Raw genomic sequence first — 13,987 nt, 5'->3', positions numbered from 1 at the left:
TAGAAATATTTTTGCCAAACATACGAAAAATATTCTTAAATTGTAACCGACAAAAAAGCCGATTTGCTAACAGCGGTTTTGAGATAGTGGGGAATTAGTAATAAATTTAATGTCGGTTTTGTGTTTGGAAGAATAGTCTTAAACTGAATGTTTTTGGCTTTCTTCTCCCCACCATCACAAAGCCGCAAAACGTTGGTGGCAAGTTGCGCCGAAATTACGCAGGCAAATCCAATTTGAAAATAAACAGTTGTTTCCGCCGAATGTTTTCAAAGCAGAAGCGTGAAAATTAAAACGTGTCAACACAAGCGTGAAAAATTGAAACTTGGAAAGCGGAAGCGTGAAAATCGGAATCTGACAGTGGAAGCGTAAAAACAGAAACTTAAAAGTAGTTCGCCTAAAATTGAAAACTGAAAAGTAGCATTATGAAAGTTGGAACTTGACGTGGAAATGTGAAAAGCAAAGCTTGAAAAACATTGCGCCTAAAATTGAAAGCTGAAAAGTAAAAGTGTGAAAATTGGAATCTGAAAAGCAAAAGCGTTATAACTTTGCGGTTATTCGTAATTTCGACAGAACAACCAGCCACCAACACACGCTACAAGCAAGCTGGGCAATTGGCTTAATTTGAAAATAGTTTGTGTTTGATGCATTTGTTTTTAACCGAAAGAATACGCATCTTTAATCCCAGCCTGCGTGTAGCGCGGGAACGTTGGCGGTTATATTACCGCAGAACTTTAAAAAACAACATTTTATGAAATATATTTCAATACTTTTTACATTTTTTTCAATTGGTTTAAATGCTCAAAATATTTTAAAGTTTGACAAAACAAACGTTCAATGTGAAGATAAGTGGATTGCATACCAAATGGAAAAAGATAGTACTTATACATTAGGATTTATTTATATCGATTCACAAGCAGGATTAACATTAAACTATGAGGGAAAATTTAAAATTAAAAAAGATGGTAAATTTATTAGAATCGATAATAAAACTAAAAATGAAGTAGGTTTTATAAAAGCAAGGCTTCAACCAAACAGAACTGCAATAGCTGAAATTCCTGAAGCAAAATTTAAAGAACTAAATATTGAAAAAACACCTAGTTGGTTAAAACCATATAAAACTGATGAAAATTCTGTCGAAAGATTATATCGTTGGGGTTATATGTATAATGGCTGGAACGAATGCGAGAAGGCTTTAACTTTTTTAGAAAAAGCAGATAAAATTAATCCGAAATTTAAAGGATTACAAACTGAATTAGCATTTTCTTATAATGCTTTACAGAAATTTGATATGGCAGAAATATCATTAAAAAAAGCAATTATAGAAAATCCAGAAGACTGTTATACTTATAAAGAATTGGCTTATACTTATACAAAACTTTTGAATTTTGAAAAAGTAGCAGAAACTTATTTAACAATGTCCAAAATTTGTAAGGAACAAAATTTCATTCAAGAAACTGCATATAATTTAGCATATGAATATTTTAAAACAAAAGATGTAATTAAGTTTAATAAGTGGAAAAGTGAGGCTGAAAAATGGTCCAAATCTGAAAATCAGTACACACAAAACTTAAATAAAATGGAATCTGAATTAAATAAATAAAAAATACAACCGCCAACACACGCTACAAGCAATTTGGGGATTTGGCTTAATTTGAAATTGGTTTTGTATTTGGAAGATTTGGCAAATCCGAATAATGGGCTTAATTTAGTCCCAAACTGCTTGTAGCGCGAGAACGTTAGCAGTCATTATAAAGAAAACCGAATGAAATCAACACTAACCATAATATTAATACTTGTATTTATTGGATGTAAACAGAAAGAAAGTAAACACAAAACTTTAGATAAAACTTCTCAAAATAATGTCGTAACAACTGAAATTAAAGAGTGCAAATGTTTTAATGGTTTTGATGAAAAGCCGAACAAAATTTATACTTTTTCAGACAATAATTCAATCTCAATTTGCGGTTTTGAAGAGAACGAAGAGAACAATGAATATTCTGAATTTGGAGTATTTGATTGCAAATCCAAAAAATTAATTACGGGTTATGATGCAATTCAAACTTGCAAATTAAAATTTGAAAATGACAAATTGTATATAATCGAACTAAATAAATTGCCAACAAATGACAAATGGGAATGGAATGATATAAAAGTTGCGGAAGAAATTATAGCAGTTAAAAATAAATCTGTAATTTCTCTTGGAACAAAACCTTTAAAAGTTAAAACAACTATTTCTGAAAAAACTCAAAAAGAATTTTTAGATTTATTAGAAACCGATGGTTATAAAAAAGTTGAAGTTGAAGAAATTTTAGCTAGACTTGAAATTCTATCTATATGCGGAAACGAAAGAGCAAAAAAGAAATTATATTCAATAAAAAACGACAAAAACTACGAATTGGATGGCGCATATGAGGAACAATATAAAAATGCAATCGCAACAATTGAATGGCGGAATAAAAAACAATAACGACTGCTAACACACGCTACAAGCAAGCTGGGCAATTGGCTTAATTTGAAGATAGTTTGTGTTTGATACATTTGTTTTTAACCGAAAGATTACGCATCTTTAATCCCAGCCTGCGTGTAGCGCGGGAACGTTACAGGAGACTTGTGCCGAAATTACGCAGACAATTTCTATTTGAAATTAAGCATTTGTTTCCGCAAGAAATTGACAAAGCAGAAGCGTGAAAATTGGAATTTGCCAACGGAAACGTGAAAAATTGAAACTTGGACAGCTGAAGCGTGAAAATTGGAAGTGTGAAAGTTGGAAGTGTGAAAATTGGAAGCCTGAAAATTGGAACTCTCCTACTCTAACGAGAAAAAGTGTGAAAGTTGGAATACGCCAACAGAAAACCAAAAAAGTAGCCAAAATTGGAACGATAAATTAAAAAATAACAAGTTGAAAACTGCGAACCGAAAAGCAGAATCGTGAAAATTGGATTTTGTCAGCAGAAGCGTGAAAAATTTGCGGTTTAATGGTAATTTCGACAAAACAAGCCTCCTGTAACACACGCTACAAGCAAGCTGGGCAATAGGCTTAATTTAAAAATGGTTTGTGTTAGATACATTTGTTTTTAACCGAAAGATTACGCATCTTTAATCCCAGCCTGCGTGTAGCGCGGGAACGTTAGCGGTTATGCACACGCAGAACGAGAAAATTCAGAATCAAAAACATAATATATTTAATGACTAAGAAAACGCTTTTATTATTGATCTCATTTGCATTTTTGTCGTGCAGTAAGACAAGTAAAGTTGAAAAACAAATTGCTGACAAACAAACTGATTCTTTATCTGTAAATAAAGAAGTTCTAAAATCAGAAACGAACGTTAAAACTGAATCAAAAACTCAAAATTGGTACGATGATTTAATTGCTGATTATATTAGAAAATCAGATAATGAACTTATTAAATCGTCTTTAAAAAACAAGGAACGAATAGAATGGCTTTTAGACAGAACTGAAAAAACTGATTCTACAAACTATTATATTTTTAATATTGGTCAAAATGTATCAGAAGAAGACGGTTCTGAATCAAGATTTACCTCTAATGGATGGATATATATTGATAGTATATCTAAAAAAATATACGAATACGACCTACCAAATGATAGTTTAATCGTGTGGAAGAATAAGCACAACCGCTAACACACGCTACAAGCAAGCTGGGCAATTGGCTTAATTTGAAGATAGTTTGTATTTGATACATTTGTTTTTAACCGAAAGAATACGCATCTTTAGTCCCAGCCTGCGTATAGCGCGGGAACGTTATGCCTCAGTTTAAATAACCGAAACAACGAAAATATGACAGAAACAGAATTTGAAAAATCATTCCAAAAATCTAAACAAATTTTGTTTTTTAAATCGGAAGATTATAGCATTGAACCACCAGTAATCTCTATTGTATTTGATAAATATACCGACGGAATAGAAGCTTACGAATATTTACTTAAAAACTTAACTAAAGACGAAATAAGCCTTGTGTTTAGAGCCATTAGTAATACCAAAATAAACCTAACTTTAATCGACAAAAAAGAATCAAAAGTCTATAATATAGACAATTTGAACTTTAACAAAACCGAATATGATGATTTTAGAAATAATGGTGATTTTGGAAAATATTGTGTATTCTGTATTTCTGAAATAGTTAAAAATCAAGTTGTGTTTATGTTGACCGAAGGAACTTCGCCATTAATGGTTTCTGAACTTAATTTTTCGCAATAAGATTGATATTCTTCTTCCGAAACTATTTTAACCTCTGTCTTTTCTTTGTTCGCCCAAATAATTCTATGTCTTAAATCTGAAATATTCATAATGATTTTTTTTTAAAATGTTTCCGACTTAAACGGTGCGGAAGCTAAACCGAAAAATAAAACCGAAGGCATAACACACGCTACAAGCAAGCTGGGCAATTGGCTTAATTTGAAAATAGTTTGTATTTGATACATTTGTTTTTAACCGAAAGATTACGCATCTTTAATCCCAGCCTGCGTGTAGCGCGGGAACGTTATAGGGCAGTTGAGCCGAAATTACGCAGACAAATCCAATTTAAAAATTAACAGTTGTTTCCGCCGAATGTTTTCAAAGCAGAAGCGTGAAAATTGGAAGCGATAACAAACGTTGGAAAATCGGAATCTAACGACAAGCAAACGAAAAACTGATGTGTGAAAATCGAACTTTGCCAATAGAAGCGTAAAAGCAGAAGCGTGAAAAGTGGAACTTGCCAAGAGAAACTTGAAAAGCAGACTTTAAAGAAAGTGAACAGGAGAAGCAAACCTAAAATTGGGGCTCTCCTACTCTAACGGAAAAAAGTGTGAAAGCTGGAATTGGCCAACAGAAGCGTGAAAAATTACGGTTTAATAGTAATTTCGACTAAACAACCGCCCTATAACACACGCTACAAGCAAGCTGGGCAATGGGTTTAATTTGAAAATAGTTTGTGTTTGATACATTTGTTTTTAACCGAAAGAATTCGCATCTTTAATCCCAGCCTGCGTGTAGCGCGGGAACGTCAGGCTGTGAAAAAACCTCTTTTTCACACAAAAATCTTCAAAATTCACGATGCTACCAGTCAAATAAAGCCTTTTTAGAAGGCTCTTTTTTTTAGGCAACTAAGTTGAAATCTCTAAAAATGAAAGCGGATTTAAGCGCTATATATTCCTTTTTTAGCCAAAACAAGACTTTTGCCTTGTAGGGTGAGTTCCATTTTTGGAGTTTGGTAATGAGTTCTGGAACGCCAAGAATATTGATGCTGCGCTTGATGTTGTACACAAGCATAATTAGGCTGTGTTCGCCATTTACTTTTTCGAGTCCCGTTAAATTGGTGTGATTGTAACCCCATTGCCGCTTAATGGTGCCAAAAATGTGTTCGTTGATCTCTTGGCGTTTGCGGTACAACTGAGCATTTGCATGATAGCGTTGGTTATTTTCTTCTACCGCTTCGGCGTATTGGCTGCGGTCTATATTACGTCCCTCCTTTCGGCTTGTGCATAAGTGCTGTACTGGACAAGTTCTGCATTTAGAAGTTCTGTATCTTTTAAAGGTATAACTCTCTTTGTCGGTTTTCTTATGCCAGTGTCCTGTGGTGGTAAGGGTTTGGCCTTGTGGACAAGTGTAGGTATCGTTGATTGCGTTGTATTGAAACTTAGAAATCAAATAGTCTTCTGCTATTTTTTCTTGGTTTTTACCTTGTTCGGGTTGGGCTACGATGGTAGTAATATTGGCTTGTTTGCAGATGTCTATTTGCTTACCGTTATGATAGCCTTTATCTACAAGGGCGGTATAAGTTTCTAGTTCTAGATTCTCCTTGGCTTCGATAGCAATGGCGGATAAGGCACTGCGGTCATTCTTGTTGATAGTGTGCGTGGCAACCACTAGATTGTGTTTGGCATCTACAGCCGCCTGTATATTGAATGAAATTTCAACCACTTGTCCTTGAACCAATAAGGCTCTGGCATCACTATCGGTAGTGCTTATTTGAGGCTCGCCGCTTACTTTTAGCTTTTCTTCCAGCAATTCATAACGGACTGTATTCTGTTGCAAACGCTCTATCTTTTGTTGAATGTTTTTGATTTCTGTAGAATTCTCTTTGGTATCATTTTCCTCCAAAGCATTTAAATATTCTTGAGTTTTGGTGTCAATATATTCCAGATGTTTGTCTATTTTCTTTTGATTAAAATTGGCTTTCTTGCTATTATGTGCCCGGCTTTTGGTACCGTCAATAGCAATGGTTTCTCCCCCTATCAAATCAGCGTCTTTCAAAAAGACAACATAGAGTTTGAATAAGTTCTTTAATGCTACTGGATTGTTCTTTCTAAAATCGGATATACTGTGATAATTAGGAACAATAGATTCTAAGAGCCACTGCATTTCAATGTTTCTAAAGCATTCTTTTTCAAGTTTACGACTACTTCTTAATCCATTAAGGTAGCCGTATAAATAGATTTTTAGAAACATTTTACTGTCATAACTCGGACGGCCTTCACCTTTTATGGTTTGTATGGCAAAACCAAGTTTGGCAAGGTCTACAAAGGTCACAAATGCATCTATAAAACGTACTTGATTATCGGGTGCGATAGCGTCTTCTAAACTTGAAATACGCATCTGATGACGGGAAATTCCTGAGATATGTTGCATTCTTAAAAATACGAAAATTCCTGTTTTGACACAACTTTTTTGCTATATTTGTTCGTAAGCAAACGGAGGTTTTTTCACAGACTGACGTTGGTGGCAAGTTGCGCCGAAATTACGCAGGCAAATTCAATTTGAAAATAAACAGTTGTTTCCGCCGAATGTTTTCAAAGCAGAAGCGTAAAAATTGAAACCTGCCAACAGAAACGTGAAAAGTTGAAACGTGAAAAGTTGAAACTTGGAAAACGGAAGCGTGAAAATCGGAATCTGACAGTGGAAGCGTAAAAACAGAAACTGAAAAGTAGTTCGCCTAAAATTGAAAACTGAAAAGCAGCATTATGAAAGTTGGAACTTGACGTGGAAACGTGAAAAGCAAAACTTGAAAAACATTGCGCCTAAAATTGAAAGCTGAAAAGTAAAAGTGTGAAAATTGGAATCTGAAAAGCAGAAGCGTTATAACTTTGCGGTTATTCGTAATTTCGACAGAACAACCAGCCACCAACACACGCTACAAGCAAGCTGGGCAATTGGCTTAATTTGAAAATAGTTTGTGTTTAATACATTTGTTTTTAACCGAAAGAATACGCATCTTTAATCCCAGCCTGCGTGTAGCGCGGGAACGTTATGGGTAAGTTGTGAAGAAAATCAGATTTTTCAAGACCTTTAGTTGAAAAAAACTTGAATTTTATGCTTTGAAAATGAAAAGCAAAAACTTGAAATACAGAACTTTAATATTGGGGTTTCTGACTGAATCTGAAATGTAGAACTTGAAATTGAAAACTTGAGTCTCAGATTTTCTAAACTGAATTTAAAATTCAGAACTTGAAAAGCGAAATCGAATTTCGCAGTTTCTAAACTGAATCTGAAAAGCAGAACTTGAATATTGGAGTTTTAATGGAAATAAACAATCGTTTTGATTCTCAAATTGAAATGAAAAAGCAAAAATAAATTTGGCTGAAATTTAGATTCTGATTTGGCTTTAAATTTGCCAATAATTGGATGAAAATCGATTGAAAAAGGGAATAAAATTAGCTGGAATTTGGGCAAGAATTGGGTTTTGTGTCAGCCAAAAATAGGTTTAAAATCGATTAATAATTAGGAATATCGGCTAGAAACAACCTACCCATAACAGCCACTACAACGGATTTGGGCATTGGGCTTAATGGAAAGATGGTTTTGTATTTGGGATGATTTGGCAAATCCGAAGAATAGGCTTAATTTAGTCCCAAACCCGCTGTAGTGCCGGAACGTTATGGGTAAGTTGCGAAGAAAATCAGACTTTTAAAGGCATTTAATTGAGAAAAACTCGAAATTCATAAACTGTGAAACTTGAATTTTATGCTTTGAAAATGAAAAGCAAAAACTTGAAATACAGAACTTGAAAATTGGAGTTTTTAACTGAATCTGAAATATAGAACTTGAAATTGAAAACTTGAGTTTCGGAGTTTCTAAACTGAATTTGAAATGCAGAATTTGAAAAGCAAACTTGAATATTGGAGTTTGATGGAAATAAACAATCGTTTTGATTCTCAAATTGAGAATAAAAAATAAGAATAAAAATTGGCTGAAATTTAGATTCGAACTTGGCTATTAATTTGCCAATAATTGGATAAAAATCGATTATAAAAGGGAATGAAATTAGCTAGAATTTGGGCAAGAATTGGGTTTTGAGTCTGCCAAAAATTGGATTAAAATCGATTAATTATTAGGAATATCAGCCAGAAACAACCTACCCATAACACACGCTACAAGCAATTTGGGTATTTGGCTTAATTTAAATATGGTTTTGTATTTGGAAGATTTGGCAAATCCGAATAATGGGCTTAATTTAGTCCCAAACTGCTTTTAGCGCGGGGACGTTACAGGTAATGCACCCGAAAAATCAATAAAACAACAAAATATTTCACCAAAAAAAATATGGATGATAATCTCAACGATTGGGAAAAAAAACGAAAAGATTATTTAGTAGTTGGTATAATTTGTTTCTTTATTGGAACATATTTCTTTATGAAAGTTAAAAGTGATAGTTATATAATAAAACCATCTGACCTAATAGTTTATGAAAATCTAGTAACTACCGACAAGCCTATATTCAAAGAAACTAAAGGAAAACACAGCAGAAAATGGATTGAATTCAAATGTGCAGATAATAAAACTACTTTTGAGATTGCAAGTTTTGATTATAGGTGTGTTAATGACGATGAAGTAATAAATGGAATAAATAAAGGAGATACGATTTCAGTTAAAATTTTAAAAAATGACATAGAAAATTTTGACACAGAAACTTCTTGTGAAATTCATTCTTTAGTAAAAAACAATAAAGAATATCTAGATATTCAATGCAGAAACGAAGTGGATACTAAAGATGGTGAAAAGGGATATTTGATATTATATGCAATAACAATTATGACAAGCGTTGTATATTCTTTCACTAAAAAACCGAAAATTTTTGATAACGTTAATCCACAAGTTCCAATTTTGATTGTGATATTAATGCTTTTTTATTTTCTACGTTAAATTAAACGAAATAAGCACTACCTGTAACAGCTACTACAACGGATTTGGGCAATTGGCTTAATGGAAAGATGGTTTTGTACTTTGGATGATTTGGCAAATCCGAAGAATGGGCTTAATTTAGTCCCAAACCCGCTGTAGTACCAGAACGTCAGTCTGTGAAAAAACCTCCGTTTGCTTACGAACAAATATAGCAAAAAAGTTGTGTCAAAACAGGAATTTTCGTATTTTTAAGAATGCAACATATCTCAGGAATTTCCCGTCATCAGATGCGTATTTCAAGTTTAGAAGACGCTATCGCACCCGATAATCAAGTACGTTTTATAGATGCATTTGTGACCTTTGTAGACCTTGCCAAACTTGGTTTTGCCATACAAACCATAAAAGGTGAAGGCCGTCCGAGTTATGACAGTAAAATGTTTCTAAAAATCTATTTATACGGCTACCTTAATGGATTAAGAAGTAGTCGTAAACTTGAAAAAGAATGCTTTAGAAACATTGAAATGCAGTGGCTCTTAGAATCTATTGTTCCTAATTATCACAGTATATCCGATTTTAGAAAGAACAATCCAGTAGCATTAAAGAACTTATTCAAACTCTATGTTGTCTTTTTGAAAGACGCTGATTTGATAGGGGGAGAAACCATTGCTATTGACGGTACCAAAAGCCGGGCACATAATAGCAAGAAAGCCAATTTTAATCAAAAGAAAATAGACAAACATCTGGAATATATTGACACCAAAACTCAAGAATATTTAAATGCTTTGGAGGAAAATGATACCAAAGAGAATTCTACAGAAATCAAAAACATTCAACAAAAGATAGAGCGTTTGCAACAGAATACAGTCCGTTATGAATTGCTGGAAGAAAAGCTAAAAGTAAGCGGCGAGCCTCAAATAAGCACTACCGATAGTGATGCCAGAGCCTTATTGGTTCAAGGACAAGTGGTTGAAATTTCATTCAATATACAGGCGGCTGTAGATGCCAAACACAATCTAGTGGTTGCCACGCACACTATCAACAAGAATGACCGCAGTGCCTTATCCGCCATTGCTATCGAAGCCAAGGAGAATCTAGAACTAGAAACTTATACCGCCCTTGTAGATAAAGGCTATCATAACGGTAAGCAAATAGACATCTGCAAACAAGCCAATATTACTACCATCGTAGCCCAACCCGAACAAGGTAAAAACCAAGAAAAAATAGCAGAAGACTATTTGATTTCTAAGTTTCAATACAACGCAATCAACGATACCTACACTTGTCCACAAGGCCAAACCCTTACCACCACAGGACACTGGCATAAGAAAACCGACAAAGAGAGTTATACCTTTAAAAGATACAGAACTTCTAAATGCAGAACTTGTCCAGTACAGCACTTATGCACAAGCCGAAAGGAGGGACGTAATATAGACCGCAGCCAATACGCCGAAGCGGTAGAAGAAAATAACCAACGCTATCATGCAAATGCTCAGTTGTACCGCAAACGCCAAGAGATCAACGAACACATTTTTGGCACCATTAAGCGGCAATGGGGTTACAATCACACCAATTTAACGGGACTCGAAAAAGTAAATGGCGAACACAGCCTAATTATGCTTGTGTACAACATCAAGCGCAGCATCAATATTCTTGGCGTTCCAGAACTCATTACCAAACTCCAAAAATGGAACTCACCCTACAAGGCAAAAGTCTTGTTTTGGCTAAAAAAGGAATATATAGCGCTTAAATCCGCTTTCATTTTTAGAGATTTCAACTTAGTTGCCTAAAAAAAAGAGCCTTCTAAAAAGGCTTTATTTGACTGGTAGCATCGTGAATTTTGAAGATTTTTGTGTGAAAAAGAGGTTTTTTCACAGCCTGACGTTAGCGATTATTGCTCCGGTAACGAAAAACCGCTGAATTTAATCAGGTATTTTAATTTGGAAAAAGTTCAACAAAAGCTGAAACCGAGCTGACCGAAATCAGATCCGAAAATTGAAACTTAATTGTTGCGGACGTAAAAAATGTGAACCGCTTTTCGGACAATCGAAGGCGGAATTTTTTTGCCGATTTTTTTGAGGTTTAATTAAAGTTTGCCGAAGCTGAACTTGCCGAAGCTGAACTTGCCGAAACTGAACTTGCGAAACGGAACTTGCTAAAGCGGAACTTTGGAAGTGGAAAATAAAAAATGGAAATTCATACGCAATTGGAATGGATTATTGTAATCGATAATCAGAGGTGCTTAACGAGCGTGTCACAACAATCGCTAACACACGCTACAAGCAATTTGGGGATTTGGCTTAATGGGAAAATTGGTTTGTTTCAGAAATATTTGGCAAATCCGAAAAATGGGCTTAATTTAGTCCCAAACTGCTTTTAGCGCGGGGACGTTAGTAGCCATTTTACAACAAACGAATGAAAAAGATAATTACTTTTTTAACTATATTAATTTTTAACTTTTGTTTCTGCCAAAATGAGCAAGAAATCAAAAGTTCTTTAGAAAAAATATCTGAAGAATATTTAAGCGAAATGTATATCAATAAAAAGTATGATTCAGCCTCTAAAATTTGGGATAATGGAATGCTAGTAGAAATGCAAAGCTATTATATTAAAAGCGGTCAAGGCAATTTTTCGAATGTCGCTTTAGCCGAAAAAATAAAAACTGATATCGAAAAGTATTTTAATAAACTGAGTGATTTTAAAGTCGATAAAATATTAGACACTCAAATAGAAAATGCAAATGATAAAGTTATCGGATATGTTTTTTTTGAATATTCAGAAACTCTAACAAATAAATCAGAAAAAACAAAAACAATGTTGACTTGTATTTCCTCAGACAATGGAAAGACTTGGAGAATTCAGGATTGGAAAATTAAAGATATTGCGGACAAAGTTAACCGAAGATTGTACTGAAAAAAAACGGCTACTAACACACGCTACAAGCAATTTGGGTATTTGGCTTAATTTGAAATTGGTCTTGTATTTGGAAGATTTGGCAAATCCGAAAAATGGGCTTAATTTAGTCCCAAACTGCGTGTAGCGCGGGAACGTCAGGCTGTGAAAAAACCTCTTTTTCACACAAAAATCTTCAAAATTCACGATGCTACCAGTCAAATAAAGCCTTTTTAGAAGGCTCTTTTTTTTAGGCAACTAAGTTGAAATCTCTAAAAATGAAAGCGGATTTAAGCGCTATATATTCCTTTTTTAGCCAAAACAAGACTTTTGCCTTGTAGGGTGAGTTCCATTTTTGGAGTTTGGTAATGAGTTCTGGAACGCCAAGAATATTGATGCTGCGCTTGATGTTGTACACAAGCATAATTAGGCTGTGTTCGCCATTTACTTTTTCGAGTCCCGTTAAATTGGTGTGATTGTAACCCCATTGCCGCTTAATGGTGCCAAAAATGTGTTCGTTGATCTCTTGGCGTTTGCGGTACAACTGAGCATTTGCATGATAGCGTTGGTTATTTTCTTCTACCGCTTCGGCATATTGGCTGCGGTCTATATTACGTCCCTCCTTTCGGCTTGTGCATAAGTGCTGTACTGGACAAGTTCTGCATTTAGAAGTTCTGTATCTTTTAAAGGTATAACTCTCTTTGTCGGTTTTCTTATGCCAGTGTCCTGTGGTGGTAAGGGTTTGGCCTTGTGGACAAGTGTAGGTATCGTTGATTGCGTTGTATTGAAACTTAGAAATTAAATAGTCTTCTGCTATTTTTTCTTGGTTTTTACCTTGTTCGGGTTGGGCTACGATGGTAGTAATATTGGCTTGTTTGCAGATGTCTATTTGCTTACCGTTATGATAGCCTTTATCTACAAGGGCGGTATAAGTTTCTAGTTCTAGATTCTCCTTGGCTTCGATAGCAATGGCGGATAAGGCACTGCGGTCATTCTTGTTGATAGTGTGCGTGGCAACCACTAGATTGTGTTTGGCATCTACAGCCGCCTGTATATTGAATGAAATTTCAACCACTTGTCCTTGAACCAATAAGGCTCTGGCATCACTATCGGTAGTGCTTATTTGAGGCTCGCCGCTTACTTTTAGCTTTTCTTCCAGCAATTCATAACGGACTGTATTCTGTTGCAAACGCTCTATCTTTTGTTGAATGTTTTTGATTTCTGTAGAATTCTCTTTGGTATCATTTTCCTCCAAAGCATTTAAATATTCTTGAGTTTTGGTGTCAATATATTCCAGATGTTTGTCTATTTTCTTTTGATTAAAATTGGCTTTCTTGCTATTATGTGCCCGGCTTTTGGTACCGTCAATAGCAATGGTTTCTCCCCCTATCAAATCAGCGTCTTTCAAAAAGACAACATAGAGTTTGAATAAGTTCTTTAATGCTACTGGATTGTTCTTTCTAAAATCGGATATACTGTGATAATTAGGAACAATAGATTCTAAGAGCCACTGCATTTCAATGTTTCTAAAGCATTCTTTTTCAAGTTTACGACTACTTCTTAATCCATTAAGGTAGCCGTATAAATAGATTTTTAGAAACATTTTACTGTCATAACTCGGACGGCCTTCACCTTTTATGGTTTGTATGGCAAAACCAAGTTTGGCAAGGTCTACAAAGGTCACAAATGCATCTATAAAACGTACTTGATTATCGGGTGCGATAGCGTCTTCTAAACTTGAAATACGCATCTGATGACGGGAAATTCCTGAGATATGTTGCATTCTTAAAAATACGAAAATTCCTGTTTTGACACAACTTTTTTGCTATATTTGTTCGTAAGCAAACGGAGGTTTTTTCACAGACTGACGTTAGGGTGTATAGCTCCGTTGAAAAGACACAGTCGACATCAACCAGACGTTTTGCAACTGAAAAGCTAATAATAAACTAGCTAGCGTGCCGACGCAAATCAGACGC

Annotated in this window: 9 protein-coding genes; 7 read left to right on the top strand and 2 right to left on the bottom strand. The window is 34.7% G+C overall.

The features are described from left to right. Nucleotides 1–748: 748 nt before the first annotated feature. The 4 genes from OZP06_RS15110 to OZP06_RS15095 all read left to right on the top strand — a co-directional run bounded on the left by OZP06_RS15110 (nt 749) and on the right by OZP06_RS15095 (nt 4,220). Nucleotides 749–1,600, top strand: a complete 852-nt coding sequence (locus tag OZP06_RS15110) for a hypothetical protein (protein WP_269222592.1) — start codon at nt 749–751, stop codon at nt 1,598–1,600. A gap of 162 nt (nt 1,601–1,762) precedes the next feature. After that, entirely contained in the window at nt 1,763–2,467 is a 705-nt protein-coding gene (locus tag OZP06_RS15105; RefSeq protein ID WP_269222591.1) for a hypothetical protein, read from the top strand. A gap of 718 nt (nt 2,468–3,185) precedes the next feature. Next, nucleotides 3,186–3,644: a hypothetical protein gene (locus tag OZP06_RS15100; protein ID WP_269222590.1), complete on the top strand. Its 459-nt coding sequence runs from the start codon at nt 3,186–3,188 to the stop codon at nt 3,642–3,644. A gap of 156 nt (nt 3,645–3,800) precedes the next feature. Then, on the top strand, nt 3,801–4,220 hold the full coding sequence (locus OZP06_RS15095; RefSeq protein WP_269222589.1) for a hypothetical protein: 420 nt from the start codon (nt 3,801–3,803) through the stop codon (nt 4,218–4,220). A gap of 879 nt (nt 4,221–5,099) precedes the next feature. Here OZP06_RS15095 and OZP06_RS15090 read toward each other — a convergent pair. Then, nucleotides 5,100–6,632, bottom strand: a complete 1,533-nt coding sequence (locus OZP06_RS15090; protein WP_269222054.1) for an IS1182 family transposase — start codon at nt 6,630–6,632, stop codon at nt 5,100–5,102. A 1,911-nt stretch (nt 6,633–8,543) separates the two neighbouring features. Here OZP06_RS15090 and OZP06_RS15085 point away from each other — a divergent pair. The 3 genes from OZP06_RS15085 (at nt 8,544) to OZP06_RS15075 (ending at nt 12,032) form a co-directional block, all read left to right on the top strand. Continuing rightward, entirely contained in the window at nt 8,544–9,143 is a 600-nt protein-coding gene (locus OZP06_RS15085) for a hypothetical protein (RefSeq protein ID WP_269222588.1), read from the top strand. 233 nt (nt 9,144–9,376) lie between these two features. Then, the gene (locus OZP06_RS15080; RefSeq protein ID WP_269222054.1) at nt 9,377–10,909 is read left to right on the top strand and encodes an IS1182 family transposase; all 1,533 of its coding nucleotides are present in this window, start codon (nt 9,377–9,379) and stop codon (nt 10,907–10,909) included. Nucleotides 10,910–11,534: 625 nt separating this feature from the next. Beyond that, nucleotides 11,535–12,032, top strand: a complete 498-nt coding sequence (locus OZP06_RS15075; RefSeq protein WP_269222587.1) for a hypothetical protein — start codon at nt 11,535–11,537, stop codon at nt 12,030–12,032. 229 nt (nt 12,033–12,261) lie between these two features. Here the strand turns inward: OZP06_RS15075 and OZP06_RS15070 are convergent, their stop codons facing one another. Further along, complete coding sequence (locus OZP06_RS15070; RefSeq protein ID WP_269222054.1) at nt 12,262–13,794, bottom strand: IS1182 family transposase; 1,533 nt, start codon at nt 13,792–13,794, stop codon at nt 12,262–12,264. Between the last annotated feature and the right edge of the window lie 193 nt (nt 13,795–13,987).

It is taken from the genome of Flavobacterium sp. IMCC34518, assembly GCF_027111095.2.
GTDB classification, from domain to species: Bacteria; Bacteroidota; Bacteroidia; order Flavobacteriales; family Flavobacteriaceae; genus Flavobacterium; species Flavobacterium praedii.
Note: the sequence above shows the minus strand (reverse complement) of the source record. Positions and strands in the feature narration are given on the sequence as shown.